Source organism: Streptomyces halobius (genome assembly GCF_023277745.1).
GTDB lineage: Bacteria > Actinomycetota > Actinomycetes > Streptomycetales > Streptomycetaceae > Streptomyces > Streptomyces halobius.
Genome location: NZ_CP086322.1, coordinates 916,876 through 942,768 on the forward strand (window position 1 = coordinate 916,876; position 25,893 = coordinate 942,768).

Genomic DNA, 25,893 nt, shown 5'->3' on the forward strand with positions numbered 1-25,893 from the left:
CTGGGGTGGGTTCGGGACGCCGGGGCCGCCGTCGGGGGCAGGCGGTTCCTGCGACCCGGGCCATGGCTCGCCGGGAGTTGTGGAGAGTGCGAGCACGCTTCCTCCTTGAGTGGTCGGTGTTGATGGTGCACCGGCATCTGTTCGTCGGGAAGGGCGCCGGGTGGTGCAGGGGGGCGGGCTCTCCTCGGGGGTGGAGTGCCCGCCCCGGCCCGCGCGGACGGTCTTGCCTGGACGGTCACCGCGCGGGCTTTCCGCCTCCCTGGGGGAGGCGGAGACTGGGGTCGCCGGCCTGATGGGGCAGGCGGGGCGGGGCGTTGCCCGGATCAGCCGATCGTGTTTTCTGCGTAGGGGACGGTCCACACCGTGGGGTGTGCGATGCCGTGCCCGTGGTAGCCGTCTTCGCCGAATGCTTCGCCGTGGTCGGCGCACAGCAGAACGAGCCATGGTCCCGCGTCTGGCATGGCGTCGAATAGCCGGCCTAGTTGAGTATCCACGTAGGCGAGTGCCGCGCATTGGCTTTCCCATGTGTCCACCGCTTCTCCGGGCAGGTACACATGGTGCGGGGTGTGCGTGGCAGGGATGTTGAGAAACAGGAATAACGGATTCCCTGTTTCCTGTTCCCGAAGCACGTTGAGGGCAATGTCCACTTGATGCCGCGTGGAGTCCGGGCAGTCCGTTCCTGTTTTCGGACTCCAGTAGCTCTCTTGAAAGAGTCCTGGCAGAACGCGACCTAGTTTCGTCTGGTTGGAGAAGAATCCGACCCCGCCAATGCACACGGTGCGGTAGCCCAGCCCGGAAAGACCATCCACGATGTTGGGCGCGTCGAACACGAACGTTCGCTTCTTGATCGTGGTGCCGCGTACCGCGTAGCACGCGAGCAACCTACCGGGGCGTACCGGGCCGGAAGGAACGGGCAGGAATCCCGAAAAGAACGCCGCATGCGCGGGCAGTGTGAAGGACCCCTGCGTACGGCGTTCTTCCCAGAGTCCATCAGGGAGCAGGGTTTCCAGATTTGGAGTTCGGCCACCGTGCGTGGTTGCCCGCGCCACGTCGTACCGCAGTGAGTCGAACGTGATGAACAGAACGTTGTGGCTCCCGATTACTTCGTTCGCGTTGATCACGCTTCTCTTCCCTTCGACTCCGCGGGCCGACAGAGGCCCAGAGCTTAGGTGTTGGGGTCTGTCGTCTGGAACTCTGGGGCCAGCACTCCCCCGGAGCTGCGGACTTCCTTGGACGCTTCCAGTACGTCCTTCACCGTGTCGATGCCACGCCAGTAGCCGGACAGTCGGTAGCCGATTAGGCGGTTGTCCTTGGCGAGTTGGGGAAACGTGCTGAATTCGTGGTCACCCTTATCGGGGAGCATGGCGATGACTGCGGGGTTGAACACGTAGATGCCGGCATTGATCCAGTAGGGAAGTTCCGGCGACTGGACGAACCCGCGGATGCGGTCACCTTCGCCCAAATCCGCTACTCCCCAGTTGGACCGATATGGAGACAGAGCTACGGTCACTGAGCCATCATGATTGCCGTGGTACTCGGCAAAGTCCGCCAGAGAGAATGTCGCGAGAACATCACCGTTGAGAACGAAGAACGGTGCGGCCGGATCGACCAAGCGACCCGCCGCGAACTTCAGACCGCCACCACGGCCCAACGGCTCCTCCTCGATGGCATACCTAACTTCGATACCGAACCGGGAGCCATCGCCCGCGTAATCCGAAATCATCTCGTGCTTGTAGCCACCACTGATCACTACGGATTTCACGCCGTGTTCCGCGAGCCAAGCCAATTGGTATCCGACGATGGGAGCCCCGGCTACCGGGACCATGGCTTTGGGCGCGTCGTCGGTGTACGGCCTCATACGGGTCGCCTGGCCACCCGCCAAGATCAGAGCCTGTGTCACCAGCATTGCTGACATGTCCTGCGCTCCTTTGGCGTTCCCAACAGGCACCCCGTTGGCGCCTGTTGGCCGGCATCCTCTCAGCGTTCGTGTATCAGAGGGCCGAAACTCGCCCCGGATAGCGGGACCTGTGCGGTCGCCCGGCCCGCTCCATTCCGGGCGACCGCTTCGCGCTCCCCACTTCGCCCCTTCCTTCGCCAAGCCGGGGGTGGTGCCCCGCTCCCTGGCATGTGGTGTGACCCCGGGGACGCCAGGGAGCGGGAGTTCATGAGGTTGCCAGGGCGGTGATCACAATGAGCGCGACCGTGCCCCACACGCACAGCGCGAGGATGCCGCCGACGAATACGCCGTCCACGTTGACTCGGCGCCGTCGGTGTTGCTCTGTCATCTGCGGGCCTCCTTCTTGACGCAGTGGCCGCACGGTTTCCGGCCGTCACGCTCAGCTTTGCTGCGGGATGTGACGGTTATGACCGGCGCGGGGCACTTGCCGAGGGTGTAGCAGCTCGGCACGGCGTGGTAGCGGACGCCGCTGCTCTTGGCGACGTACACCCGGCCATCTGGACCCACCCCGCGAAGGGGGGAGCCCCGTGCAACGGTCCGGGCTCGGGAAGGAGGTTCACTGGCCGGACCGGGAGCGTGGAACACGAGCGTCACGCCATGCGCCTCGCAGCGGTAGGTCCATCGACTCAGCCGCTGCATGTCGTGAGCCGACTCCACAGGGCAGCGCATGGCTACCACTTCCGGCCGGCGTTCTTGCCCGAATCGGAGCCGCCCGACGACTCTTTGTTCTTGTCGCGGTTCTTCTTGGACAGGTCGTCGGTGGTGCCGCTCATCGCTGCCTCCTCGATGGTCTTTACGAGTAGCTCAGACTGGGCGTGATCCATCGACGGAGGGATGATCCGGGTAGCCGTCCAGGTGTTCCACAGGACCGCCGAGGGCGTCTCCGTGTCGATTCCGGCCGTGTGCAGTGCGGCGTCCAGCGCCTTGGCTACCTCGCGCCAGGTCGGGGGGCGTGTCTCGGTGGGTTGGGCTGAGGACATGTCAGCGCTCCTTGCGCTTACGGAACTTCGAGAATTGCTGGCCGCGCGGAGCATCGGGTCGGCCAGGGCTTGGGCCGCCTCGGGGCGGCAGTTGGGACACGGGCGCGTCGTCTGGTGGGTGACGGGCTGGCCGTCCCGGGTACGGGGTCGGCCGTCGACGCCCCGCTCGGGCTCCTGCTCGTCGGTGTCGATCCAGCCCGCCACGCACGGCGGCTCGTGCGTGCACCTGCACTCGGCTCACGGGCACGGGGCCCGGCCAGCCGAAGTGGTGCTCTGTGGGCGGCGGGGCCGCTGGAGGCCGGGGCCGCGGACGTAGTCGGGGACGTCGCTCACCACAGCACCTCGTCCACTCCGCGGTCGTTGACCGAGGTGCCGGGGTCGTCGACCGTGCGCGGCTGCCGCTCGAACGTCGGCGGCCCTTCCAGCTCCCACCGCAAGGTGCCGAGCGTCACGGGCTTGCCCGCCTCGGCGAGGGCCTTGAGGGCACGGGTGATGCGCGGTTCGCCGTAGCCCGCCTGAATGGCGCGCGTGGCCATCGAGCGAACGCCGTGGAAGCTGTGCAGCGGGTACTTGTCGCAGAAGCCTTTGGCGACCTTCATGGCGCGCTGGCTCACGGTCGGCATGCTGCCGCATGGGGCGGCAGAACCCGAAGAGTTCTCTTTGTGGTTACCGTCTTTATCTTTGAGCGCCTGGTTTACCGGCGCCTGGTTTACCGGCGCCTGATTTCCCCTCCCTGGTGGCCCTGATTCCGGCGGATTCTCCGGCGCCGGATTTTCAGGCGCTGGTGGCTCGCCCTGAAGCAGCTCCGGGTCATCGCACACGACTTGCTCGTGCCGGAAGGTGCCCTTGTCGGTGGGCTCCCTGGTCCGCTTCAGGTAGCCGAACTCCTCCAACGGCGGCCTGGGTGGTCTCGTATTCGGCCTCTTCGAGGTGGTGCTTGAGCTGGTTGACCAAGTGCTGCAGGTTATGGGTCGTGCGGGCACTGTCTGTCCTCGCTCTCCTCTTCGCCGACCTTGCCGATCTCTTCGTTGACGTACTGGGCGAGGAAGCTGTCCTCGCGCGGATCGAACGCGTGCTCCTCGGTGAATTCCTCGCGGTACTCGCGGGGATCGCGGCCCCCGGGTTCGTCACGCACCTTGCCGATGGCCTCGGCGATCCACTTGAGGGTGTCCGTGCCGGGCCACTCCGGCGAGGTGCCCAGGCCGAGCGCGATCGCGTCGACCACGTCGGTGTCAGTGAGGGGCGTGTGATCCCCGCTGCCGTTCGCGCGGGAGAGCGGCTGCTCGTAGTCTGGGATGAAGCCCATGGCGAGGAGCACGCTCTCGGGCAGCTTGTAGGCGTCCCAGATTGCCTTGGTTGCGTCCGTGGGGGTGCCGCCGTTGGAGAGCCCGCCGGAGATGTAGAGCCTGTAGTTGGCGACCGTGAGGAATGTCGTCTCCCGGGAGTCGAGGGCCTCTTCGAGGTTGTTGATGACCACGAGACCGGCACGCCGGGCGTACTCGAAGAGCACTTCGCCATTCTCGTCGACGAGGTCGGACTCGCGGTCCAGATCCGGCAGCAGCTCCTCCAGCTCGATCTCGGGCTCGTCGAAGGTGAAGAGCGAGGGGTCTTCGATCTTCTCGAGCAGCTGACGGCCGCGGTCGAAGTTCGGCGGTTCGGTGCTTTCGGCCGGGAAGGCGATGGTGGCGGTGAGCATGCTCGCGCCCATGATGATCTGCTCCTTCAGGATGGGGAGATTAGTGGGTCGGATCAGTCCTGGATCCAACCGAGGCGCAGCTGGCCTTGATCGCTTGGCGCAGGGTCGCGCCGGGGTGTTCGAAGTAGTGCAGCGCGGCGCTGTCGATGAGGTTGGCCGCGTCACGTACCTGCTCGTTCTCGGGCGGGAGATCGCTCACGTCGTTGGCGGCTCGGCTCACGGCTTCGCTGATGTGCTCCTGGAAGAAGTCCTTCGCGCCGGCGGAGCCATCGAGGCCTTCGCTGAGGATCGTGCGGGTCGTGCGGCTGGCTCACCGGTCCTCCCCCGGGGTGTCGCCGGTAGTGCACGACGGCGCATCGGCGTGCGCCACGGGGAAGACGTCCGGGTGCGCCGCCTTCCACTGCGCCGAGCGCGGCAACGGCTCGTCGCCGATGGTGTGCTTGTGGTCCATCACGTCGACGAGCGAGAGCTTCCACGGGCCCCTGTAGTCGTGCTGGCCGCCACGCAGCCGGGGTGCGACGGGTACCCAGAATGGGCCGTACTGCCAGCTGTCGAGGCGGTAGGACCAGTCGTCGGGGCCCCACTTGTGGAAGATGACGGTGTTGCAGCCGCTGTCCACGTCGAGGGCCCGTTCGGCGAGGCGCCGCTGATAGCCCTGGTTGAACCAGTGCTCGATGTACTCGCGGATGAACGAGGCGAGCATCGCGGCCTCGGCGTCGGTGGGCCGGTCCTCGGATTCGCGGTCGAAACAGGCGACGTATCGCCACCTCGGGTGGACGCCGGTCACCGGGATGCGCAGCCTCGTCAGCGGGTCGTCGCGGTCGGCGTCTTCGGCGAACGGCCAGTCGGTCATCATCACGAGTCACCACCTTCGTGGTCGTCGAGGTTGTCTTCCGGCTCCGGGTCCGGCCAAGACGCTGCCGCAGGCCACGCGTACTCGTCGTCCAAGGGGTCGCGCTTGATGGAGAGCAGCGGGCCGTGGTCGTACCGTTCGTCCCCGCAGTCGGGGACGTAGCTGGTGACGTGCAGCCCGGTCATGTCGCTGTCGGTGGGCATCACGATGCCTCGCCCCTCGTCGAACATGCCGTCGTAATGCCGCTCCAGCCAGGCGACGGCCGTCATCCGGCGGCCCATCAGCCCTCACCGTCCTTGGTGCCTGCCGTTTCACCAGCGGCGATCTGGTGCGCGAGCGGCCACGCCTCGGAGAGCGGGAACCGGGTGTCCGTACGGGTGCGCTCGTCTTCGTTCTGCGCCTCGTAAACGAAGCCGAGTTCGCGGTCCCAGCGGCGGCCCTCCCGGTCGCAGATCGCCCACCGGTCGCCGCCTGCCATGCTGCGCCGCAACCGGAGGGGAAGTGCGTGACCAACCCAGGGGATCTCGAAGGCGGTGGTGTGCGCGAGCAGCTCGGCTGCGCTCGGCGCGAGCCAGCCCGCGACCTTCCGACGCGTCTCTGGGTCGAAGCACAGCGCCACGGGCCGCCCGTCCTCGGCGACCGCGCCGACCGTCAGCACCGGCTCTTCCTCCGGGGCGGGCTCCATGGCCGTGTCGTACCGGGACACGACCAGCGGTTCGGGCTGCTGCTCGGCGTCGCGCTTCGCGAGAAGCTTCCGGGCCAACTCTCGGTCGCCGTCGTAGTAGACGGTCAGAGCATGCTCGATCACGCTGCGGGCGCTCACCGGCGCACCTCCGTCTCTCCCTCGAAGGACTCCAGCAGGTCGAACGCGGCGTTCTCGTTGCCGGACAGGTAGTGCTGGGCGTAGTCGGCGAGCCGGGCCCGGGGCAGCCAGCCGCGCTGTTCGGCGATGAACCCCTTGTCGCCCCAGTGGCCGTCGCCGCAGGGGAGGTCGCTGCTGCCGTTGGCGTCGGCCCGATCAAGGCGGGATCGCGGGAACCCGTATGCCAGGGCCTCGGCGCGGGTCCACGCGCCCGTGGGCCCCTCGGCGACGTTCGACCAGCCGACGTACAGGTCACGGTCCCGGGCCGCCTTAATGATCAGGCAGCGCAGCAGCGGATTCCGCCCGGCCTTCACCTCCGCCAGCTCGTCACGCAGACGATCGATCTCGGCCTCAGCATCGAGCAGTCGGCGCAGCACGGGCGCTGCCCGCTCGCCCATGTACGCAGCGAGGTTGAGGCAGTACCAGTCCTCGCGCTGGGTGGTGTGGTCGTGCTCGCGGCGGTCCTGGACCGACTTGCCGAAGGACAGCAGCAGGGAGTTGCGCGCTGGTTGCGCGTCGCCGAGCTGCTCGTCGAGCGTGGCCCGCTGCTCCGGGGTCAGCGACTCTGGGGTGCTCACCGGCTCTCACCGCCCTCGGCCTCGTCGAGCAACAGCGCGGCGGCCTGCTTGGCGGACAGCAGCCCGTTGCGCTCGGAGATGGCGCGGCGGATCCGATCGGCTTCGGCGGTGTGGCCGTGGGCGTCGAGCAGCTCGGCGGCATGCTTGCCGTGCATGCCCCGCCGAGCCTTGGCCGCGTCGAGGATGAGGCGCACGGCCGGGTTGCCATCGATCCGGGCCTGCTCCCACACGGCCGTACGCCCTCGGCGCACCTGGGAGTTGCGGGCACGGGTACCGCCGTGGCTTGCGCACAGCTGGCCGGCCGCCGAGCCACAGTCCGGGCAGACGACGGCGAGCGGCGGCAGGTTCGCGCGCTGCCAGTCGTTCGGGGTGAGGTCCATCAGGCGTCGCCGCCCTTCTGCCTAGGCTTCCAGACGCTGGCCACCTTGGTCCACGCGTCGTAGTCCTCCAGCGGCATGCCGCCCTCGTCGTGGCTGTGGTCGTTCAGCGCGGTCGCGGCGGCGAGGGCGAGTGTCGCGTGCACCTGTGCGGCGGTGAGGATCTGGGCGACGTCGTCGCCGATCTGGTGGCCGTCCCTGACGGAGCGCACCAGCTCCTCAGCGCGGCGGTAGTTCTCGGGTCCGGTAGCCATCAGTCGTTCTCCTTCGTGGTGTTGCGTGGGTGGGGTGCGCCGTCGGGCTGATGTGGGCAGCTGGACGTGGCGTATTCGAGTCCGAGGGCCTGGCGGGCGAGGGCGAGCAGGCTGTCCAGGTCCGGGCCCGCTGCCGGGCGGATGGGCCGCTTGCGCAGCACGGGCACGTCCAGATCGACGCCCAGCAGTTGGCCGGGGTGCTCCGGGTCGGTCTTCACGCGGTACGAGCCGGGTGTGATCCACCAGGCGTCGAAGGCGTCGGCGGGGCGTCCGGCGCGCGGGCCGCGGCCCGCTTCGGCGACACCGGGCAGGCCCGACGCCGCGGGCGTGGCCCGGTAGCGGGTGGCTTCCCCCGACAACATCGGGCAGGCGCGCACGCTGTACGCGAGGCATTCCGGGTGCATGCCGGGCTCGGCGGTGTACCCGACGCGCACATCAGCAGGCCGCACCGCGAGACAGATCCGCTCATCGAAGCTCTGCCCGCACACCTGGCAGCGCCGTTCGGCCAGTGCCCGGTCGCGCCGGTCTTTGTCGAGCGCCCCGAACAGGTACCGGCCGCCGGCGTGCAGCGTGATCCACGGGACGACCAGGCCGCCCAGGGTTGGGCGGTCCGCGCACCGTATCGGCGCCGGCAGCTGTGCGGTCACCGGTGGTCTCCTTGCGCGTCACGTGGGTGGGGTGCGCCGCCGTCCTTGCCGGGCCAGTCGTGGGGCCAAGGGACGCCACACCAGCAGCGGCGCGTCTCCCGGTCGAAGAGCGGGGCCTCGCAGGTGGACGGTTCGCGGTTGTCGCGGAAGCGGACCCGCCGCCACTTCGCGGCGGCCGAGTTCGCCGCCGCGGTGACGGCACGCTCGCGCTTCGGGTCGGCCACCGCGCTCAGTCCTCGAATCCGGGCAGGCCGCGGGTGTCCAGGCCCATGGCGGACGTAGTGGAGTGCAGGTGGGCAACGGCCTCGTTGAGGAGTTCCGCGGCCTGCTTGGCGTTGGCCAGGGCGGCGCGCATGTGCTTCACGGCCTCGTCGGCGTCGCCGCCGCCGTCGATGGCCACGCGGCCGTGCTCGTACGTACGCATGACGGGGTTGATGGCCTGTTCGAGGGCCTGGGGCAGCATGCTCACCAGGTGCGAGAGGGCGCCGAGGGCGGTGTATGAGGCGCTGGGGTACTCCCAGCCCGTGCCGGTGGCGCGGGAGGCGTGGTTGAACTGGCGGACGTTCTTGGCCGCCTGGGAAAGGCTGTAGGCGGGTTCGGTCATGGTCGTTATTCCTTGGTGTCGGTGAGGTCGTCGGTGGTGCAGCGGTAGCCATCGGCGGCGAGGGGCACCTCGTCGGGCACCGGGCCCTGGAAGTGCTCCTCACCGGGCTCGTCGCCGTCGGCGTGGGCGTCGATCCACTCATCGGCGGCCTGCTCGGCACCGGCGCGCAGCAGCTCGGCGAGCGTCTCGACCTCGGCGCAGTTGAGGGCGGCGGCCACGTCGGAGGTGAGCCGACCGCACCAGGCGTTGGTGAAGGCGTGCGCGACGTCGGCCGGGATGGTGACGGTGTCGGCCATGGCAGGCTGTCGGGAGGTCAGATGTGGCAGTCCACGACGACGACCCAGGCGTCCTCGGGCAGTTCGTCGAGGTAGGCGTTCGCGCGGGCGTTGTAGACGATCCGGTCGTCCTCGGTGTCGCTGCTCATGCCGAACCAGCCCATCCGGCCTGGCTCCAGCCAGCGGCCTAGCCGGTCCTTCAGCTTGTTGAAGCGTTGCTCGGGCAGAAGCTCAGTGCTCTCCTCGGAAGGCTTGTCCTGGCATCTGCCGGACACATGCTCCTCGGACAACCCGCGGTTGTCGCGTTCCTGATTCTCCGGGGAGGTGTAGCGACCGGAAGTGTCGTGCTTCGCGCCGCAGTTCGGGCAGATGATCCAGGCCATGAGTTTGCCGCTGATGCGTGTCGGGGTGGTCTTGCGCCGGCGCGCGAGACGCCAGCGGTAGAGGGGGCTCGGCACACGGTTGGACTTCCGCCGGTTGTGCCGGCGGCAGAGCAACTGGCCGTTCCACAGTTCAGTCGGCCCGCCACGGCTCCAGGGGTGTATGTGATCGGCCTCGGTCCCCGGTGCCGGGCATCGGAACCAGAGGGGCGGCTTATGCTCGCACCGGCCGTTGGCCTGGCGGATGAGCTGCTGCTTCTGGGACCAGCTGAAAAGCCGGGTGGGGTCCCGCCAGCGCCGCTTACGGCCAACGCCGATGGCGAGACACAGGATGCCGAGCGCAGCGACGGCCAGGCAGGCGAGCAGCACAGTCGGATCTGGCTGCATGGCGCTCAGTGCAGGTCGTTGCCGAAGGAGATCAGCTCACGCCTGGTCGCCCAGAACAGGTCCTCGGAGTCGATGACCGTGACGAGACGGGCCTTGCCGAGGCAAAGGTTGGCCCTTCGGGGCTCACGATGCTCTGCGCCGGAGTCGGGCTCGGAGACGATGCGGTACTTGGGCATGGTCGAAGGCTGCTTTCTGTACAGGAACGCGTGAGCCGGACAGCGAACCGCCGAGGAGACCGGAGTGGCTCCTCGGCGGTTCGGATGGGGGCGTCCTCAGAAATCGATGGAGTACTTCGGGGGACGGCGCAGGATCACCGCGGCGGCACGCAGGTCCTTCTCGTCGTCGGGCGACCTGTCGTCCTCGTCACGGAGGTCGGTGAGCGTGAAGGCACCATTTAGGACAAGGTTTTACAGGTGTATCAGTAGTCTCAACTGAGGTCAGTCCAGAGGGCTTTGGGCTGTTAGGTTCCAGCACTCCTGGTCGTCTCGCAGGTGGGTTGGTATGCACTACTTCTTCGCCTCAGTTGACAAGGTCCGGCGCTTCTACAAGGCCCCGGACGGTGTCGAGCTGGAGGCCCGTACGTACATCGAGCGTCCGGGGGCCGTACGCGAGGGCACCCCGTTCTTCCTGGGTCCGGACATGCAGCCGGTGGAGCCGCTGTGCTCGTTCTTCTTCGATCTGTCGAAGTCGCTGGTGGCCAAGACGCTCGCGGACTACACGTACGACGTTCTCGATCTGGTGGAGTTCCTGGGGCAGTTGGACCCGCCGACGGATCTGGTGTCGGCGACCGAGGACGACCTGGTCGCCTACCGCGATGACCGCACCCGGCACCAGGACGTGCCGATCTCGGCGGCGACGTGGCAGCGGCGCCGGGCGGCGATCAACAACTTCTACGACTGGGCCGTCTACGACGGGCTGCTGGACCGCCGGCCGTATCACCGCCGTCGCAACGGCCGTGACGTGCTGGCCTGGGGCAGTACGACCGAGCTGGACGTGCGCCACCTCTCGTTCGGGCAGTGGCGGTTCCTGAAGCAGGTGGGCCTGCGAGGACTGCTGCCCGACGACTGCATGGACCGGTCCTTCCGTGGCTCGGCTCCGCTTCGCAACAGCTCGGCGGGCGAGCTCGCGGTGACGACCGGGATGCGGCTGCGGGAGTTCACCTGTCTGCTGGACATCGAGGTCGGCCCGCCCCGCCGGGATGCCTCCCCGGCGGACGTGCAGCTGCAGGCGATCGCGAAGTACGGGCTGCCGCGGGCCGTGTCGATCCAGGATTCGACCCTGCGCGAGATCGACCTCTACCGCCGCACCGAGCGGGCCCAGGTGGTGCGGAAGGCGGCCGGGAACCTGCACCGCCGACGCGAGGAATGGTTCATCGTCGACGACGTCGACCTGCGGCAGATGCGGCTGGGTGGCGTCTGGCGGGGCCGGCGGCGGAGTTTCCGCATCGCCCAGATGCCGGCCCCGCTCCGCCGGATCACGATGACCGAGGGGGACCACGGGCTGGAGCCGATGGCCCTGTTCGTGGGCCGCGGCGGGCAGATGCCCAGCAAACAGCGCTGGGAACAGGTCTTCGAGGACGCCCACACCCGCACGCTGCAGGTCAGCGAGGAACACGGGCTCGGTCCGGTGATGCCCCGGCTGTTCCGCATTCACGACACAAGGCACACGTTCGCGATCTTCATGTTGCAGCAGCTCACGAGGATGGTGCTGGCCGAGGAGGCCGAGCGGATTGCCTCCGGCGGGCACGGCGCCTACCTGGCCGATCACATCTCCCGCAACCCGCTGCTGATCGTCCAGCGATTGTTGGGGCATCGCCAACCAGGGTCGACGATGCGGTACTTGCGCTACATCCGCGAGACGAACGTGCTGGTCATGAGGGCCCTGGAGGAGTGGAACGACCGGGATGCCTCCTACGCGGACTATGCGGCCCGTCTCATGGGCGGGGCGGCCTGATGGCCCGGCGGGGAGACAGGAAGGGCCGCACCCGGGCACCGGTTCCCGAGGCGGCCGCACCGGCGGCGGGCCGGATCGGGGTCCGTGCCACGGTGAGCGAGCGACACGGCAGCACCACCCGGCACATCCTCGATCCGGCGGCCTACCAGTGCACGGTGCTGGCCGCCCAACTTGCCGACGAGGCGGTGGAGTACGTCCGCAAGATGGCCCTGTCTGATCACGGCGGCGCCTACCTGGGGGCGGTCCGCAAGTTCGCCGCCTTCGTCGACGGTCAACTCGGCGACGCCGCGGAGGCGGCCCGTCTGGATGACGACCGGGTCGACCTTCCGGAGGTGATCCACGAGTGGGAGACCGCTCTGCGGCAGGAGTACGGTCTGCGGTCCGGCCAGCCCTACCGGCTGGTCAGCGCCGTGCTGACGCTGATCGCCCAGCGCGGGAACCGCGACCAGGCGGTGCCCGAGCGGCTGCGGCGGCGGGCGGCGGCCCTGCCGGTCTTCCCGGAACCCAAGTCGACGCCGCTGGACGAGTTCTCCAACGCCGAACGGATCGACCTGCGGGATGCGGCCCGACGCCGGGTCCGTGAACTGGAAGCACGTCTGGAACGCGGGCGGCGGCTGCTGGAGGAGGGCCGTGACCCGCGCGAGTACGGCTGGCGCGAGCTTCCCCATCTGCTCTGGGCGGCACGCGGGGGAATCCTGACCACGGCCGTCCTGGCGGAGAACCTGCCGCACAAGCCGAAGTGGTGGCCGGCCGCCCTGCGGGAGGCAGGGGCCGGACTTCGTGCGCTCGTCACCGCGGTGGGCGGGATGCTCTTCCCGACGCAGATCGACCTGATGGCCTTCCGGGTCCTGTTGCTGCTGGGCATGGCGGACACGACGCCGGAGGAACTGCTCGACCTGAAGCTGGCAGACATCGAGGACACCGGCGAAGGTGTCCGGGTAGTGCAGCGCAAGGCACGAGCCCGGCGGGTGAGAGCCGATCTGCACCCTGCCGCCCAAGGCGGCGGGGCCTGGGATGTCCCCGGGCTCCTTCGGCGGCTGCTGGCCGCCACCACGATGACGCGCGAGGTGTTCCCCGACGCCGAGTCCTGGTTGTTCCTGGCGACCGAACTCAACTTCCGCACCGGCGAGTTGGCGGCGAGGCCCGCGACGTTCACCCGGGACGGGCGCCGGTTCACGCACTGGATCGCCGCCCAGGAGGGCGGCGACGGGAAACCGCTGGCGATCTCGCTCCCGCACGACGCCCGCCGACTGCGGAAGACCGCGAAGACCGCCAGGGCCGCCGCCCTGGGCGGCACGGTCAGCGACCTGGCGGGCGATGACCACCACGTCGAGGTCTTCCGCGGCCACTACGCGCACGGCACCACCGCCCACCTGATGGCCGGCCGGGCCATCGCCCGCGCTCAGCAGTGGGTCTTCCAACGGGCTCTGGACAAACCCCTGTTCGTCGATGCCGAAGCGGAGAAGCACCTGACCGAGCCGGAGACCGCTAAAGCGGCGGGCCTGAGCGAGGGCCAGGCCCGCGACATGCTCGCGGGACAGCTGGACATGGGCCTGGCCCACTGCCGTGACCCCTACGACTCGCCGTTCACCACCGGCAGCCAGCCGTGCCATGTCGCTCCGGCAATGTGCATGCTCTGCCGCAACGCGGTCGTCTTCACCAGCCAGCTGCCGCGGCTGTTGATGCTCGCCGATCACATCGAGACCATGCGGGCGAGGCTGGAACCGCCCCGCTGGCAGGCTCTTTGGGGCCGTCAGGCAGCCGCTCTGACGGAGTTGTTCACCGAGTACGCCGAGTACATCCCGGCAGCCCGCCAGGAGATCGAGGACAAGCGGCTCACCCTGCATCTGCCGCTGGGTCTGCGGACGGAGTACGACCGATGATGCCCACCCCGGCCCCGCTGCCAGCCCCGGTCTCGGACGTCTTCGGCGACGACGAGCCGGTCTTCGGCACCGCCCACCACTTGCTCGACGGCATCGCAGTGCCGGTCTTCGGCGAGAGGCGGTCCTGGCCCGGCGACTGCATCCGCCGCCCCAGCAACCGGCCGAAGGCAATGTGGACCGTCTACTTCCCGCTCGATGATCCACAGCGGAATCTGCAGCTGCGGGAAGTCGCCTTCGCCCTGCTCAACCCCACCCACCGCATCCTGCGGCAGGCGTCGGTCTTCCTGATGGCCGAACCGCCCTCACTGAGTACGGTCGCCCAGGCCTGCCTCAAGATCAACATGGTGATGCGGTGGGCCCAGACCCACGGATGGCCTGCTGACCTGGGGCAATGGAGCCCCGATGACTGGCAGGAGTTCCTGGACGACCAGGCCCGGGAGAACGGCGCCGCCGTGCTGCGGCACTTCGTCCATGCCGTCCGCCGTCTGGCCGAGGTCTCCGCGGCCGTCACCGGCATCAGTGACTTCACCGACCCCTGGAAGGACGAGTCCGCCGTCGAAGTCGCCCGCCGGACCGCGGCCGTCGTCGAGAAGTACGGCGACGGCCTGTCGACCCCCTCGATCCCGCCGGCGACCTGGTGGCCGCTGCTGCGGGCGGCCTGGACCTACATCCACACCTTCGCCCCCGACATCCTGGACCTGTGCGACAAGCTCGCCGAGGACCTCAAGGTCACGCGGACCGGCGGGGCCTCTCACACCAGTTCCGCCGAGCTGGACGACAAGGTCACCAAGTGGCTGGCCGATCCCGCCCACGCGGTCCCCGTCCACGTGGTCGACTGGAACCGGGCCGAGGCCGGGGCGCCCGTCTGGACCACCCTGAGCCAGCTGATCACCGGCGGAGCCACGGCCTGCCTCTTCGGCCGCGGCAACCATGTCAACGGCCGCCAGAAAGCCCGCCGGGACATGGTCATGGAGGCCGCCGCCGAGGGACAAGTACAGCCGATCGCCGGACGCGACGGGATCGCGGCGACGAGCGGGCAGATCTACGTCCCGCGCTCGCGCCGCCCGGAGGGCCGCACGGCCAGGGAACTGGACCAGGTGCTGGCCGCCTGGCTGGCCGAGCCCGGCAACCGGGTCCCGGTCCGGGACCGGGACGATGCCGCCGGCGCCGCGGGCACCCCGGTCTATGGCATCCTCGCCCGGCACGTCTTCCAGCGGGGCAAAGCCGATCTCTTCGCGCACTCGGCCACCGGCCTCAGGCGCCGGGCGATGGTCGCCGAGGCCGTCGCCGCGGGCCGGGTCGCTCCCGTCGTCGGCGAGGCGACCCACCGCTACCTCACGATCGACTGCCCCGGGTTCGCCCTGGTCACCGGCCCGGACGGGGAACCAAGGCCCTGGCGGACGACGATCAACCGCCGCGAGCTCGACGACGAACTGCGGATGATCAGAGCTGCCTGCTATTGCTTCGTCGCGGGGCTGAGTCTGATGAGGGACAGTGAGATCCAGGAGATCGAACGCGGGGCTCTGACCACCTACTTCGGGTCGCCCGCCATCGCTTCCCGCAAGATCAAACGCGACCCGTCCCAGCCCGAGCTGTTCTGGTGGGTCATCGAGCCGGTCGCCGAAGCCCTCGCCGTCGCCGAGCGGCTGTCCTGGCACTCTTCCCACCTCTTCGCGACCCTGCGGCCGCCGACCGGCAAGCAGCTGATGGGGCGTCGGGGCATCGAGGCCGCCGACGACATTGACTTCTTCATCGAGCACGTCAACGCGGACCGCGACCGCACCAGGCTCCCTCAGATCCCGCTCGCGCACGTGAGACCGCACATGTTCCGGAGAACCATGTCTCTCATCACCGGCCGCGAACCGGACTCCGAGATCGCTCTTGGACTGCAGCTCAAGCACGCCGCCCGGCGGGCCCTCGCGAACCGCACCACTGTGAACTACGGCCAGATGGACGCGAAATGGGCCAAGGAGTTCGATCACGAGCTGGAGTGGGCCGCAGCCCGCAAGCTGGTCGATCTCCTCAAGGCCCGCCGCGCCGGCGAAACCGTCGCGGTCGGCCCCGGCGCCGCCCGCTTCCATGCCCGGCTCGACAACGTCATCGACACCCATCTGCGGGCCCAGGTCGCCGATGAACGGGCCCAGGTCGCCCTGCTTCACGCCGAGTTCCCCGATCTTCACCTGGGCACTCTCAATCACTGCATGTGGGACGCGGGACAGGCCGAGTGCCAGAACGGACTGCCTGCCGATCAGCGGGGCGAAGCCCCGCTGATCGGGGCCTGCAAACCGGCCCGCTGCCGCAACTCCACCGTCACCCCCGCACACGCGCCGATCTGGCTCGCCGAGGAAGAGGACCTGATCGCGATGGCCAAGGACCGCCGCCTGGCCCCGCCCCGCCGCGAGGCCGTGCTGATCGAACTCGCCGACGTCCAGCGGATCACCCAGGCGTTCAAGGACCAGAAGGACGGCCACTGATGCCGGTCTCCGCCGCCACCGCAACCAAGCTGCGGGAGGCCATGCAGCGGCTTCTCGCGGGTGAGCCCATCCGCACCAACGGGGCTCTGACCAAGGAGAACCTGGCCCGCGAGGCCGGAGTCAGCCACGCGACCATCCACCGGGCCGAGGACATCCTTGCCGAGTGGGACGCCAAGGTCCCCCGCCAGATCCTGCGGACGCCAGGTGAAGTCCGCCGGGACGAGGACATCGACACCCTTCGCCGACAACTCCGTGAAGCGAAACAGCAGATCACCGAGTTGAACGGCAAGCTCGACGCCCTCGCCACCGTCACCGCGAACCTCTACCACGAGAACCTTGCCCTGCGGCGCAAACAAGGACAGAACCGGCGGATGGCAGCCCTCCCGGACGCCAACTGACCACCACAGTCCCGGCCCGCGACGTCAGCCACCCCAACCAGGGGCCGGTGTCCTCCGGCGCGGACGGACCGCCGCCACAACGAAACGGTTTCGCGCCGGAGGATGCCGGGCGAGCGGGGTCCAGGGGCCGGCGAAGGCCCCTGGGACCACCGGCTCACACCACCACGCATTCACCCGAACGGAGGGTTCACGCTGAGACACAGCCCAGCCCTCCACCCCGCCGCTTGTCCCTGACAGACGATGCGATCACCGCAGGTCCCTGTCGACTGAGACACCCCAACTGTTCCTAACGTCGGCCGGGAGCTGGTAGCCGTCCTCGGACGGGACGGCGTCGCGCATGCGGAACTGCAGCCCGGTGCCGGTGTCCCAGTCGTTGATGGTCTGCAGGCTGTCGCTGTTGAACAGATCGACACGGCCATCGAAGACGTCGGTGTCGCCGTTCTTCCAGGTGATGTGGGCCTCGATCCGCGAGCCGGCGTGCTCGCTGCGCTTGATGTTCAGGTCACCGATCACCTCAGCGAACGACTCGCCCAGGCGCAGCTCGAAGGCGATCGCCCGCAGGTGGTCGAAGTTGATGTCGTACTTCCGGGAGAAGTCGACGATCTCGGCCACCTGCTTCTCGGCCACTCCGGGCACCTGGTCGCGCAGGTAGGTGGCCACCGTCTCGGGCTCGGGGTAGGCGAAGCGCATGTGGTAGTGGAAGCGGCCGGGGCGGTTGAGCATGTAGTCGTTGACGCGGTGCAGCTCGTTGACCGACAGGACGTAGAGGCGCTTCGTTGTGCTCAGCCCGTCGAACAGGCTCAGGAACTGGTTCTGCGACTCGTCATCCTCGTTGGAGAAGATCTTCTCGAACTCGTCGAAGACGACGACGACTTCGCCCAGCTCGTCGAGGAAGGCGGCGAGCCCCGGCGTGTCGTGCTGCACAAGCACGGTGGGCAGGTGGTGTTCCTCGCGCATCCGCTCGGCGAGCAGGCGGAGCATGAGGCTCTTACCCATGCCCTTGTCGCCGGAGAGGATGACGCCGAGCGAGCGGTCCATGGCGGAGTAGTCGGTGACGATCCGCTGTACACGGGAGGCGTGGCTGCCGTAGACGGTCTCTTCGGCGGATGCCAGCGGCTCCGTCTGGCGCAGGCTGTAGCCGGTCATCTGAGAGAAGGAGATCGTGTAGGTGGCCACGGGCAGATCGGCGAAGGTCTGCACGGAGTCCCCGTAGAGGCGGAACTCCCCGCCGGAGGCGACGATCGTGGATGCGGGCATGAAGACTTCTCGCTTTCGCGGGAGTATGTGGGTGGTGGTGGCAGCACAGCGGTGCTCAACGGATGGGCAGCACGCTGCTGTCCGGGCGGTAGACGCCCTCGCCCTCATCGAGCACGGACTCGGTGAGGGTGACGGTGGCCGGCATCAGGCGTGTTGGCGGCGCGGCGCCAGGTTCGCGGCGGGGTTGAACGTGACTGGTCTCCGCGGCCGCGTGGTCGTAGGGTCCTGCGTCATGCCGCGAGTCGACGCAGGCCCGGCGATACCCTTGGGTCGTTCAGTTCAGAAGCGGTCGCCGATCTCGACGCTGTCGTACTCCTCGCGCGTGACGGTTTCCCAGCCGGTCACATCGCCTTCCTTCAGCTGCAGTTCCCACTTCGCGGGCGTTCTGTAGCCCTTGAAGACGGGCACGGTGGTGATTCCGCACCGGGCCGAGGAGTCATCCTTGTCCGGTGTGCGTGGACTCGGTGTCGAGCGCGGTGGCCTCTTCTTCGAGGTGTCGGTGCCCGGTGCTGCTGCTCGTCCGGCCGGGCGTTGGACGTGTCAGCGGGGGACTTGGGCTTGGGCACCGGCCTGGTGAGCGTGGTCCGGAGCGTCTGGGTGCGCGTGGACCGGCAGGGGGCCGGCCTCTCGATCTGCTCGTAGATGGGGCCCTTGGCGGCCCGGCTGCGCTTGTCGATGACCTTGCCGTGGTCGAGGTCGGTGCCGGTGCATCCGACGAGCGTGATGGCTGCGGTGATGGTGGCTGCGGCCGTGATAGCCGACCGCACGGCGATAGGGTGCATGAAGTGTCCTTGAGCTGTAGCGGGGGAACCGGTCAGGCGGTGGGGCGGGGCGGCCGCAGGATGGCTGAACGTGGCCCGCCCCGCGTGTTCAGGCCTGGGGAAAGCCCGTTGCCAGACGGCTGTAGAGCTCTGCGCTGGACAGGGCCAGCGGGTTGGAGCCGACAGCATTGACGCCGGTATTGCCCGGGCGGCGGGAGAGCAGTTCGAACTGTCGCATCTCGCCGAACGGAACGAACTGCCGGCGCACGTTCTCGTTCTGGGTCGCCCGGAGGAAGGAAAGCTGGCGTGGATGCCTTGTGCGCGCTGGAGGCGCGGAAGTGCTCCAGCACTGCTTCCATGGCCGAATGGTACTGCTTTCCCCCATGCTCCCTAGGGAGTTGTGCAGCTCGGCGATGCGGCCCTGGTCGGCGCCGAGTGCGACGTCGACGAAGATCTGGGAGCGGCGGAACAGGCCGCCTCGCGTGAGGGTGTGCCTTCCGCCGGTGCTTTGCTCAACGGGTCAAAAGCTCGTCGAGGAAGCTGTCGATGTCGACGAATTCAGACTCCTGGCCTGCGGGGACGACCTCGAAGGTCTTGGCGAGCCATGCCTTGACGGAAGCTGCCGGTCCTTCAAGGCGGGCGTATCCGTAGGGAGATTCCAGTTCGATGCTAAGGCGGCGGTTCTGGTGAGGGCCGATCGGAGTGATCTTCACGTCGCCGATGCCAGCGGGTGCGGTGAGGCCCTGGTCGAGCAGTTCCCGGGCGAACGTCCACCGGACCACCTTGTCGGGCGTGACGTCGAAGGAGAACTGCACCGCGTAGGGGTCGGTGTCCTTGTAGTACAGCCGCACGGGGACGAATACACGCGTGTCCGCGCTGGCCACGAGCGTCATGCGGGTCTTCAGTTCCAGGCCGGGAAAGCCCATGGGTGGATTCCTGTTCTTCGGCGGGAAAGCGTGGTGGAGGCGGGCGGCGGGAGGCAACGCCCGGCGATACTCGAACACCGCCGTCCCGCCGAGGTCGCTGTGCGGGGGGCATGGCGGGTGCGGTTTGCTACGCCTGGCGTTCTGCCAGGGCGTTGACGGCGAAGAGAACCTCGCCGTGGATGGCCCACTGGTCGAGGTAGTGCCAGGCTTCGGCATGGCTCTCGGCGAGCGGTTCGTCGTACGCCTTCGTGCCGGGCCGGGCGCTCTCGGGCAGCTTGTCGCGCACGGCGCGCCACTCGTCCTGGACGGCGTACAGGTGTTGGGTGGCCTCGCGTAGTTCCCGCACCTGCCAGGCGTAGCGCCGGGTCCGGTCGGAGGGAGCCAGCCGGGCGAGCTGCTGCTCGGCGACGTGCACGAGCTCGTCAGCGTGGTGGAACACCCGGCCGAACGCGGACAGGGTGTCGGCGTCGCGCTGCTGCTGACGCAGGCCGTAGGCGTCCTCGTCGTGGGGTTGGAAGGTCTCGGGGTCGGAGTGTCGACTGGAGTAGTGGTCCCAGGCGGCGAGGATCTGCCGGCCGTGCCGTAGGTAGAGGGCGAGTTGACGCAGATACAGCCGGTGTGCCCAGCTGCCGGGCTCGAGTGACATCGTCAAGTAGGGCCTTTGGACGGTCGGTTCACCGGCCTGGCTCCTGGGGCTGGTCCGCAAGTCCTGAGCCGTGCTCGCCGGGGGCGAGGTCGTCGCAGGCGCCCTGTGTGCCGAAGACGGTCATGGCGTGCCTCCTTCGGGCTGCGTCATTCAGAGGTGTGAAGTGTGGAAGACCGCAGGGGCGGGAGTTCTCGACGAGCGAGACACCCGCCCCTGCGGCATGGGGTGGTGGCGGCGGTTGGTCAGACGGCCGCGGTGACCGCGGAGCGGTCGTCGGCGCTGCCGGGAGCAGCGCTGTCGTTGTCGTCCAGGAGATCCGGATCGATGCCGAGGGCGCGAGCGGCGTTCCTCTTGTCGCGCTCGGTCAGAGCCGTCACGATCTGCTCGTAACTGCTCTGGATCGGCGGGTTCTTCACGGTGCCGTAGCCGAGTACGTACTGGCTCTTCATGGCACGGGTGAAGGCGACGTAGAACATCCGCTTGGCGTCTTGGGTCATCTTCGCGTCCTCCCTGTAGAGGACGACAGCGTTGTCGAATTCGAGACCCTTGGCACCATGGATCGTCGAAACGACCAGGTCGGCCTTGGACTCGAGGTTCTTCCGCTTGCGCTCCTGGTTCTTCTGCTTGTTGATGTTCAGCTTCTGCTGGTTCCGCTGAATCTCGAAGGAGAGCAGGTTGTCGCGCAGCCGATCGAAGAACGCCTTGTGCGTGAGCGTGCTCTGGTGGCAGAGCGTGACCCAGCCGTTGATGGTTGCGCTGTTCTCGATCCACCACTCGGAGATCGTGCGCAGGATCGCCTTCTCAACGTTGGCGTTGGCAGCGTTCTTCGTCAGCTTGCCCATGTTGTCCTTGATCCCCTGGGAGACCACGAACGCGGCGTTGGTCGGCGGTGCCTGCAGGACGTCGTTCCAGAAGAACTTGATGTACTTCGAGAAGATGTCCGTGGCGTAGACGCGATCGCTGACCAGAGAGGCGACGTGGCGGTCCGGGTAGCGCTTTTCGAGCACATCCTGGATCAAGGACACCTCGCGGCGCGAGTAGGCCAGGAAGGCCACCTGCTCGCCCCGGTCCAGGCACTTGTCCACGTAGTCGGGGATGACCGTGTTGCGCACGATCGCCTGCAGGTCCTGGGTGACGAACCCGGTGAGTCTGGCCACCTCGCGGTATTCCAGGGTGACCTTCTCCTGGAACGAGTCGGCCGTGGGCATGGCGAGCGAGTTCGCCTGCAGCTGGATGTTGGCGAACTGGTTGGTCTCCAGTCCGCCGAGCACGATGTTCGCGAAGTCCAGGATCTCCTGGTTGCTCCGGTAGTTCGTCGTGAGCTTGAAGGTCGCGAAGACCCCCGAGCCCTCCAGCGTGTTGAGCGCGCGCGGGTTCGCCGAGCGGAACTCGTACAGCGTCTGCGAGGCATCGCCGACGATGAACAGGGACTGAGCGTGCTTGGTGATGTACTTCAGCACGTAGATGAACTCAAACACGCTGTTGTCCTGCACCTCGTCGATGATGAGATACTTCGACTGCACGTGGGCCGGCTCGGCCATGTCGTCGATCTTCTGGTAGCAGATGATGATCTGTAGCTCCAGCGACGTCTGCTCGATGCGGTCGAGCAGGGCGATCACCTCGTCGAAGTGGCTCTCGACGAAGGTGTTCAGGGCCGTGAACGCGCCGGTCCTGTTCTGGTCGACCTCCAGCAGGCGGTGGCGGAACGTCGCCGCGAACTGGCTGTTCGGGTAGAAGATGTCGATCGAGTTGATGATCGTGTCGATCGCCGAGACCTTGTGCCTCGGGTGGTTCATCGAGTAGACATCGATGATCATCTTGGCGATCGTCATCGAGCCGACGTTGGGGTTCTTTTCCGTGATGTTGTCGGCAGCGGCGTTGGTGAACGAGAGCACCGTGATGTCCGAGGCGGGGACGCCGCAGGCTTCGAGGTACTTGATCCGTTCGAGGATCACGGTCGACTTGCCGGTGCCGGCTCCCGCCTGCGTCATCACCAGCGGCTCGTGCGTGGTGAGCGCGTCGAGCTGCTGCTTGGACAGGTGGGGCGGCAGATTCGGAGGCGTGGCCGGCTGCGCAGGCACGATCAGCTGAGGCTTCATCTGCTCCAGATGGTCGAGCGTGTGGTTCATCAGCAGGCTGAGGTTCTGCTTCGACAGCTTCGTGGCGATCTGGTCGGAGAAGGTCACATCCACCTGCTTGTGGATCTGGCGGTAGGCCTCCAGCGGGACGTTGTAGTTCTCCAGGTAGCGCAGCTGGACGGCGAGCATGTTCAGCTGCTGCTCCGTCGGGCCCGCGGGCATGTCCTGGATGTAGCGGCAGACCTCGTCGGCAATCGCCTCGGAGTCCCAGATCTGGGCCAGGCGCGTGATGCGCTCGTAGATTGAGTACTGGCGCATCCACTCATCGAACTCATCGCCGAGGTTGGAGGCCGTCAGGCGGGCGGATGTGAGCACGTCCTGGACGTAGTCATGGGCGTTCTCGAGCGGGCTGGTGTCCCACTGCAGGAAGACGGCGGCGTCGTGGTTGCCGTAGCCGACCGAGCGCGAGACGGCGGTCGCGTACTCGGACTCGGGGAGCCCCTTCTTGAAGAGGTATAGCTCCATCCGGTACTGGATGACGAGGTCGCGCGTCGACTTGCCGCCGGACTTGTCCTCGTAGAACACGAGCGCCTGCGGGGTCATGTCGAAGGCGACGTCCCAGTCGTCGAATCGGCTGGACGAGGTGTCGACAGCAAAGCGGTCGTCGGCGTGCGGGCTCGGCAGGGTGAAGGACCCGCCTGCGTTCAGAGCGCGGCGCGTGATCGGTGCGAGCGGGATCGATGTCGTGGTGATGTCGTGCTGCGTCGAGCTCTGCTTGACCTCGATATCGGTGGCCATGGCGTAGGCGGTGTTGGTGGCAGTGTTGATCGGCAGCAGGGACTCGTTGAGCAGGCCGATCTTCTTGCCGTTGCCGGTGAGCTTCGAGGAGAAGAACTTCGGGTCGACGGCCTTCTGAGCAACGGCATTGGCCGAGAGGTCGAGGTCATCAAGCAGGACAGGCATGTCGTTGCCTTTCTCCAGTGGATCGAGAGGCAGATTGAGAGAGGGCATAAATAATGTCGCATAGCAATTCCGACAAGGTGTGAATAGTCAGTCGAATGCCCGAAGGTGAGCGAAGAGCGCAGCGACAGGGCTGGGTCATGGGCGCAGGTACGAACACGGGCGGGGCTCTCGTCAGCCGACGAGCCCCGCCCGTGTTCCTCTCAACCCACCCGTCAGGGGCCGTTAGGTCCCTGAATCCGGGGTATGTGGCGAAGCCACGCCCCGGACACCGCGCGCTACCCAGGCGCGCGGTCGTTCATCAGCGGCAGCTCATCTCACTTCGAGGTCGAGTCCGAGCGCCGGTTGGGACCATCGACGGCAGCATCGCCGGCATCGAGATCCCAGGGACAGGCCGTGACGAGGGATCCTGCGGGATCGACCTCGACCAGGCCGAGCATGAGGCCCAGTTCGCGGAGTTCATCGGTGCTCCGGACATGGGTGGTGAGGTTCGCTCGGGCCGCGGCGGAGAGCTCCATGGCTCGCTTTCGGTGCTCTTGGAGCAGAGGTTCGGGGAGCATGGTGGACATGACTGTCCCCCTTTCTGAGCAATGAGGGTGTGGGGGTGAGGTACGCCGAGGGCTTCTGTTCCGGAACATCCGGAACAGAAGCCCTCGGTGCGATGCGGACGGCTGCTCAGTCGTCCGACGGGGATGCCGAGGCTGTGCCGCCGGTCTGGGCAGCGAGCAGGTAGTCCTCGATCCAGGTGCGAACAGCCTTGCGCGCCGGCCGCGCACCCTGGGAGTCCACGTAGGTGGTCTCTTCGATGGCGCGCAGCTCGTCGTCGGGCATCGACACGGGCAGCGCCGGGGCCAGCCGCGGCTTGGCCTCGACGATCCGCTCACGCTGCCGCTCGTAGTCGGCGGCCATGATCTGCCGGTAGGTCTGCCGGTCGATGGGGTTGAACCCCACGACCAGTGAGAACCGGCCCAGCAGCTCGGCGTCGAAGAACTGCTCCAGTGCCTTGTTGAGGCTCTGGTTCGAGATGGTCTTCGGGCTGTTGCCGAAGCCGATCATCTTGCCGTCGAGCGAATCACGGGCGGCGTTGGTCGTGCAGATGACCAGGGCCTTGGAGAAGTCCAGCATCTTGCCATGGGCGTTGCGGATGTAGCCTTCGTCGAACGCCGAGAGGAACAGGCGCTGCACGGCCTTGTCGGCCTTCTCGAACTCGTCGAGCAGGATCACCCGGTGGGGGTTGGACTCCAGCGTGTCGAACGGGAGTTCCTGGTTGGAGTCCGATCCGACATAGCCGGGAGGTGAGCCGATGATCTTCGACGTCGACCACTCGCTGTGGAATTCGGTCATGTTGAGGATGATCGGCTCGGTGCCGGTTGTCTCCTCAGCGATGATCTTGACCGCCTCGGTCTTACCCACACCCGAGGCCCCGGCGAACAGCCACGTCGTGGGCGTCTTCGTCGGGAACAGGTCGAGCTCTTCGCGGGCCAGACGGTCCGTGAGCTTGGCGAGCACGTCGTCCTGGCCCTGCAGGCGGCTGGTGAGCGTGGCGCTCAGCGCGGCGACATCGAGGTCCTTGCGCTGGGCGTTTCCGGTCATCAGGCGTTTGGCCACATCGAGCACACGGGTGCTCGTCAGCGGCACCTGCGGGATGGACCGCAAGGTCTGCGCGAGTGCCGTGTCGCCGGCGTTCTCGGCCTGGACGATGAGCTTCTTCTGCTCCAGGACCCGGTCAGCCATCGCGCGGTCGAGCAGCGTGATGGCGTTGTCCGGCCGGTGCTGGCCAGCCCGGGAGTTCGCTTCGGCGATCTGCACCACTGAGGCCAGGACGTCGTCGGAGACTCCGATCTGGTGACGGTAGTGGGCCATCAGGCCGGGCCGGACCGCGGTCATCACGGCCAGCGTCTGTTCCACGCTCAGCTCGTCGACGATGAGCCGGGTGAAGCGGCGGGCGAAGGCCGGGTCCTCGTCGAAGGCCCGAGACTCGGTGCTGGTGGTCGCGCCGATGACGGACATGTCGCCGCGGGCCAGGGCCGGCTTGAGGATCTGCGAGATCTTGCGGCCGACGGCGTCGCCATGGCTGCCGGATCCGCCGGTGATCTGGTGGATCTCGTCCATGAACAGGATGGCCTTGTTCTTGGGGTCCGAGGCGAACTCGACGATCGCCTTGACCTTCTCCTCCAGCGAGCCGACGATGCCGGTCCCGGCGATGATGTTGGTGATGGGCAGCTCGTAGATCGTGTGGTCCTTGAGCTGATCGGGAATGAGGGCGTCGCCGAGCGCGATGCGCCGGGCGATGTCCTCGACGATCTTCGTCTTGCCGACGCCGGCGGAACCGACCAGCAGAGCGTTGGGCTTGGTCTTGCTGATGACGACCGAGAGGACCTGCCCGATGAGCGTGTCACGGAACATGGTCGGATCGGCGTTCTTGAACTTCTCGTTGTAGTCAACGAGGAGCTCCTTGACGTCGTCGGCGCTGCCACCGCTGGACGGCAGTCCCACGGACGGGAACTGCGGAGGGAAGCTGCCGCCACCGCCGTTGCCCTTGTCGTCGTCGGAGCCGCCGGGTGTGAAGTTGCTGAGACCCACCGGGTCCTCCTTCGGTGCGAGTCGCTCGGCGTGGGGGCGCGCTGGGCGGATGCGCCACGGTGTCCCGAGCAGGGATATGGATGAGTGAGAGGGAAAGTCAGGGGTCGTCAAAAGCGGCACTGCT

General features: G+C 67.6%; 31 protein-coding genes. 4 read left to right on the forward strand and 27 right to left on the reverse strand.

Features of this window, described 5'->3' with window-relative positions:
• Positions 1-323: 323 nt before the first annotated feature.
• From K9S39_RS04325 to K9S39_RS04410, 19 genes are all read right to left on the reverse strand, one after another.
• Positions 324-1,121 (reverse strand): STM4013/SEN3800 family hydrolase, encoded by a 798-nt coding sequence (locus K9S39_RS04325; RefSeq protein ID WP_248862001.1) that lies wholly within the window; start codon positions 1,119-1,121, stop codon positions 324-326.
• Between the two features lie 44 nt (positions 1,122-1,165).
• Positions 1,166-1,915 carry a nucleotidyltransferase family protein gene (locus tag K9S39_RS04330; protein ID WP_248862002.1) on the reverse strand — a complete coding sequence of 250 codons (750 nt, stop codon included), beginning with the start codon at positions 1,913-1,915 and terminating at the stop codon, positions 1,166-1,168.
• 247 nt (positions 1,916-2,162) lie between these two features.
• A complete protein-coding gene (locus tag K9S39_RS41955) occupies positions 2,163-2,285 on the reverse strand; it encodes a hypothetical protein (RefSeq protein ID WP_283112274.1) in 123 nt (40 codons plus the stop codon).
• 343 nt (positions 2,286-2,628) lie between these two features.
• Positions 2,629-2,937: a hypothetical protein gene (locus tag K9S39_RS04335; RefSeq protein WP_248862003.1), complete on the reverse strand. Its 309-nt coding sequence runs from the start codon at positions 2,935-2,937 to the stop codon at positions 2,629-2,631.
• Positions 2,938-3,266: 329 nt separating this feature from the next.
• A complete protein-coding gene (locus K9S39_RS04340) occupies positions 3,267-3,830 on the reverse strand; it encodes a hypothetical protein (protein ID WP_248862004.1) in 564 nt (187 codons plus the stop codon).
• A gap of 71 nt (positions 3,831-3,901) precedes the next feature.
• Positions 3,902-4,645: a hypothetical protein gene (locus K9S39_RS04345; protein ID WP_248862005.1), complete on the reverse strand. Its 744-nt coding sequence runs from the start codon at positions 4,643-4,645 to the stop codon at positions 3,902-3,904.
• 28 nt (positions 4,646-4,673) lie between these two features.
• Positions 4,674-4,853 carry a hypothetical protein gene (locus tag K9S39_RS04350; protein ID WP_248862006.1) on the reverse strand — a complete coding sequence of 60 codons (180 nt, stop codon included), beginning with the start codon at positions 4,851-4,853 and terminating at the stop codon, positions 4,674-4,676.
• Positions 4,854-4,943: 90 nt separating this feature from the next.
• Entirely contained in the window at positions 4,944-5,489 is a 546-nt protein-coding gene (locus tag K9S39_RS04355; RefSeq protein WP_248862007.1) for a hypothetical protein, read from the reverse strand.
• On the reverse strand, positions 5,489-5,767 hold the full coding sequence (locus tag K9S39_RS04360; protein ID WP_248862008.1) for a hypothetical protein: 279 nt from the start codon (positions 5,765-5,767) through the stop codon (positions 5,489-5,491). The genes K9S39_RS04355 and K9S39_RS04360 overlap by 1 nt, the downstream gene beginning before the upstream one ends.
• Entirely contained in the window at positions 5,767-6,309 is a 543-nt protein-coding gene (locus K9S39_RS04365) for a hypothetical protein (protein WP_248862009.1), read from the reverse strand. The genes K9S39_RS04360 and K9S39_RS04365 overlap by 1 nt, the downstream gene beginning before the upstream one ends.
• Positions 6,306-6,926 (reverse strand): hypothetical protein, encoded by a 621-nt coding sequence (locus K9S39_RS04370; RefSeq protein ID WP_248862010.1) that lies wholly within the window; start codon positions 6,924-6,926, stop codon positions 6,306-6,308. The genes K9S39_RS04365 and K9S39_RS04370 overlap by 4 nt, the downstream gene beginning before the upstream one ends.
• Positions 6,923-7,306, reverse strand: a complete 384-nt coding sequence (locus K9S39_RS04375) for a zinc finger domain-containing protein (protein WP_248862011.1) — start codon at positions 7,304-7,306, stop codon at positions 6,923-6,925. The genes K9S39_RS04370 and K9S39_RS04375 overlap by 4 nt, the downstream gene beginning before the upstream one ends.
• Complete coding sequence (locus K9S39_RS04380; RefSeq protein WP_248862012.1) at positions 7,306-7,557, reverse strand: hypothetical protein; 252 nt, start codon at positions 7,555-7,557, stop codon at positions 7,306-7,308. The genes K9S39_RS04375 and K9S39_RS04380 overlap by 1 nt, the downstream gene beginning before the upstream one ends.
• A complete protein-coding gene (locus K9S39_RS04385) occupies positions 7,557-8,204 on the reverse strand; it encodes a cell envelope biogenesis protein OmpA (protein ID WP_248862013.1) in 648 nt (215 codons plus the stop codon). Before K9S39_RS04385 ends, K9S39_RS04380 begins: the two co-directional genes overlap by 1 nt.
• On the reverse strand, positions 8,201-8,428 hold the full coding sequence (locus tag K9S39_RS04390) for a hypothetical protein (RefSeq protein ID WP_248862014.1): 228 nt from the start codon (positions 8,426-8,428) through the stop codon (positions 8,201-8,203). Before K9S39_RS04390 ends, K9S39_RS04385 begins: the two co-directional genes overlap by 4 nt.
• Positions 8,429-8,433: 5 nt before the next feature.
• Positions 8,434-8,808 (reverse strand): hypothetical protein, encoded by a 375-nt coding sequence (locus K9S39_RS04395; protein ID WP_248862015.1) that lies wholly within the window; start codon positions 8,806-8,808, stop codon positions 8,434-8,436.
• Positions 8,809-8,813: 5 nt separating this feature from the next.
• A complete protein-coding gene (locus tag K9S39_RS04400; RefSeq protein WP_248862016.1) occupies positions 8,814-9,104 on the reverse strand; it encodes a hypothetical protein in 291 nt (96 codons plus the stop codon).
• 17 nt (positions 9,105-9,121) lie between these two features.
• Complete coding sequence (locus K9S39_RS04405; protein WP_248862017.1) at positions 9,122-9,850, reverse strand: HNH endonuclease; 729 nt, start codon at positions 9,848-9,850, stop codon at positions 9,122-9,124.
• A gap of 5 nt (positions 9,851-9,855) precedes the next feature.
• On the reverse strand, positions 9,856-10,026 hold the full coding sequence (locus tag K9S39_RS04410; RefSeq protein WP_248862018.1) for a hypothetical protein: 171 nt from the start codon (positions 10,024-10,026) through the stop codon (positions 9,856-9,858).
• Positions 10,027-10,351: 325 nt separating this feature from the next.
• Between K9S39_RS04410 and K9S39_RS04415 the strand changes: the two genes are divergently transcribed.
• The 4 genes from K9S39_RS04415 to K9S39_RS04430 all read left to right on the forward strand — a co-directional run bounded on the left by K9S39_RS04415 (position 10,352) and on the right by K9S39_RS04430 (position 16,558).
• Complete coding sequence (locus tag K9S39_RS04415) at positions 10,352-11,803, forward strand: site-specific integrase (RefSeq protein ID WP_248862019.1); 1,452 nt, start codon at positions 10,352-10,354, stop codon at positions 11,801-11,803.
• Positions 11,804-11,895: 92 nt separating this feature from the next.
• Positions 11,896-13,686, forward strand: a complete 1,791-nt coding sequence (locus tag K9S39_RS04420) for a hypothetical protein (RefSeq protein ID WP_248862020.1) — start codon at positions 11,896-11,898, stop codon at positions 13,684-13,686.
• A complete protein-coding gene (locus K9S39_RS04425) occupies positions 13,683-16,160 on the forward strand; it encodes a hypothetical protein (RefSeq protein ID WP_248862021.1) in 2,478 nt (825 codons plus the stop codon). The genes K9S39_RS04420 and K9S39_RS04425 overlap by 4 nt, the downstream gene beginning before the upstream one ends.
• Positions 16,160-16,558, forward strand: coding sequence for a hypothetical protein (locus tag K9S39_RS04430; protein WP_248862022.1), 399 nt, complete (start codon positions 16,160-16,162; stop codon positions 16,556-16,558). Before K9S39_RS04425 ends, K9S39_RS04430 begins: the two co-directional genes overlap by 1 nt.
• A 246-nt stretch (positions 16,559-16,804) precedes the next feature.
• On the opposite strand, the gene K9S39_RS04435 is transcribed toward K9S39_RS04430, so the two are convergent.
• From K9S39_RS04435 to K9S39_RS04460, 8 genes are all read right to left on the reverse strand, one after another.
• The gene (locus K9S39_RS04435) at positions 16,805-17,815 is read right to left on the reverse strand and encodes an AAA family ATPase (protein WP_248862023.1); all 1,011 of its coding nucleotides are present in this window, start codon (positions 17,813-17,815) and stop codon (positions 16,805-16,807) included.
• Positions 17,816-18,094: 279 nt separating this feature from the next.
• Positions 18,095-18,223, reverse strand: a complete 129-nt coding sequence (locus K9S39_RS41960; protein ID WP_283112275.1) for a hypothetical protein — start codon at positions 18,221-18,223, stop codon at positions 18,095-18,097.
• 462 nt (positions 18,224-18,685) lie between these two features.
• Positions 18,686-18,814: a hypothetical protein gene (locus tag K9S39_RS41965; protein WP_283112276.1), complete on the reverse strand. Its 129-nt coding sequence runs from the start codon at positions 18,812-18,814 to the stop codon at positions 18,686-18,688.
• 274 nt (positions 18,815-19,088) lie between these two features.
• Positions 19,089-19,502, reverse strand: coding sequence for an SsgA family sporulation/cell division regulator (locus tag K9S39_RS04440; protein WP_248862024.1), 414 nt, complete (start codon positions 19,500-19,502; stop codon positions 19,089-19,091).
• Positions 19,503-19,629: 127 nt separating this feature from the next.
• Complete coding sequence (locus K9S39_RS04445; RefSeq protein WP_248862025.1) at positions 19,630-20,148, reverse strand: hypothetical protein; 519 nt, start codon at positions 20,146-20,148, stop codon at positions 19,630-19,632.
• Between the two features lie 242 nt (positions 20,149-20,390).
• A complete protein-coding gene (locus K9S39_RS04450; RefSeq protein ID WP_248862026.1) occupies positions 20,391-23,189 on the reverse strand; it encodes an AAA family ATPase in 2,799 nt (932 codons plus the stop codon).
• A 314-nt stretch (positions 23,190-23,503) separates the two neighbouring features.
• On the reverse strand, positions 23,504-23,755 hold the full coding sequence (locus K9S39_RS04455; RefSeq protein WP_248862027.1) for a hypothetical protein: 252 nt from the start codon (positions 23,753-23,755) through the stop codon (positions 23,504-23,506).
• A gap of 106 nt (positions 23,756-23,861) precedes the next feature.
• Complete coding sequence (locus K9S39_RS04460; RefSeq protein ID WP_248862028.1) at positions 23,862-25,769, reverse strand: AAA family ATPase; 1,908 nt, start codon at positions 25,767-25,769, stop codon at positions 23,862-23,864.
• Between the last annotated feature and the right edge of the window lie 124 nt (positions 25,770-25,893).

Coding starts and splice junctions, on each gene's coding strand:
- K9S39_RS04330 (WP_248862002.1), bottom strand. CDS start 1,915: ATGTCAGCAATGCTGGTGACACAGGCTCTGATCTTGGCGGGTGGCCAG.
- K9S39_RS41955 (WP_283112274.1), bottom strand. CDS start 2,285: ATGACAGAGCAACACCGACGGCGCCGAGTCAACGTGGACGGCGTATTC.
- K9S39_RS04335 (WP_248862003.1), bottom strand. CDS start 2,937: ATGTCCTCAGCCCAACCCACCGAGACACGCCCCCCGACCTGGCGCGAG.
- K9S39_RS04345 (WP_248862005.1), bottom strand. CDS start 4,645: ATGGGCGCGAGCATGCTCACCGCCACCATCGCCTTCCCGGCCGAAAGC.
- K9S39_RS04355 (WP_248862007.1), bottom strand. CDS start 5,489: ATGATGACCGACTGGCCGTTCGCCGAAGACGCCGACCGCGACGACCCG.
- K9S39_RS04360 (WP_248862008.1), bottom strand. CDS start 5,767: ATGGGCCGCCGGATGACGGCCGTCGCCTGGCTGGAGCGGCATTACGAC.
- K9S39_RS04375 (WP_248862011.1), bottom strand. CDS start 7,306: ATGGACCTCACCCCGAACGACTGGCAGCGCGCGAACCTGCCGCCGCTC.
- K9S39_RS04380 (WP_248862012.1), bottom strand. CDS start 7,557: ATGGCTACCGGACCCGAGAACTACCGCCGCGCTGAGGAGCTGGTGCGC.
- K9S39_RS04395 (WP_248862015.1), bottom strand. CDS start 8,808: ATGACCGAACCCGCCTACAGCCTTTCCCAGGCGGCCAAGAACGTCCGC.
- K9S39_RS04400 (WP_248862016.1), bottom strand. CDS start 9,104: ATGGCCGACACCGTCACCATCCCGGCCGACGTCGCGCACGCCTTCACC.
- K9S39_RS04405 (WP_248862017.1), bottom strand. CDS start 9,850: ATGCAGCCAGATCCGACTGTGCTGCTCGCCTGCCTGGCCGTCGCTGCG.
- K9S39_RS04410 (WP_248862018.1), bottom strand. CDS start 10,026: ATGCCCAAGTACCGCATCGTCTCCGAGCCCGACTCCGGCGCAGAGCAT.
- K9S39_RS04415 (WP_248862019.1), top strand. CDS start 10,352: ATGCACTACTTCTTCGCCTCAGTTGACAAGGTCCGGCGCTTCTACAAG.
- K9S39_RS04425 (WP_248862021.1), top strand. CDS start 13,683: ATGATGCCCACCCCGGCCCCGCTGCCAGCCCCGGTCTCGGACGTCTTC.
- K9S39_RS04430 (WP_248862022.1), top strand. CDS start 16,160: ATGCCGGTCTCCGCCGCCACCGCAACCAAGCTGCGGGAGGCCATGCAG.
- K9S39_RS04435 (WP_248862023.1), bottom strand. CDS start 17,815: ATGCCCGCATCCACGATCGTCGCCTCCGGCGGGGAGTTCCGCCTCTAC.
- K9S39_RS41965 (WP_283112276.1), bottom strand. CDS start 18,814: ATGCGACAGTTCGAACTGCTCTCCCGCCGCCCGGGCAATACCGGCGTC.
- K9S39_RS04440 (WP_248862024.1), bottom strand. CDS start 19,502: ATGGGCTTTCCCGGCCTGGAACTGAAGACCCGCATGACGCTCGTGGCC.
- K9S39_RS04445 (WP_248862025.1), bottom strand. CDS start 20,148: ATGTCACTCGAGCCCGGCAGCTGGGCACACCGGCTGTATCTGCGTCAA.
- K9S39_RS04450 (WP_248862026.1), bottom strand. CDS start 23,189: ATGCCTGTCCTGCTTGATGACCTCGACCTCTCGGCCAATGCCGTTGCT.
- K9S39_RS04455 (WP_248862027.1), bottom strand. CDS start 23,755: ATGTCCACCATGCTCCCCGAACCTCTGCTCCAAGAGCACCGAAAGCGA.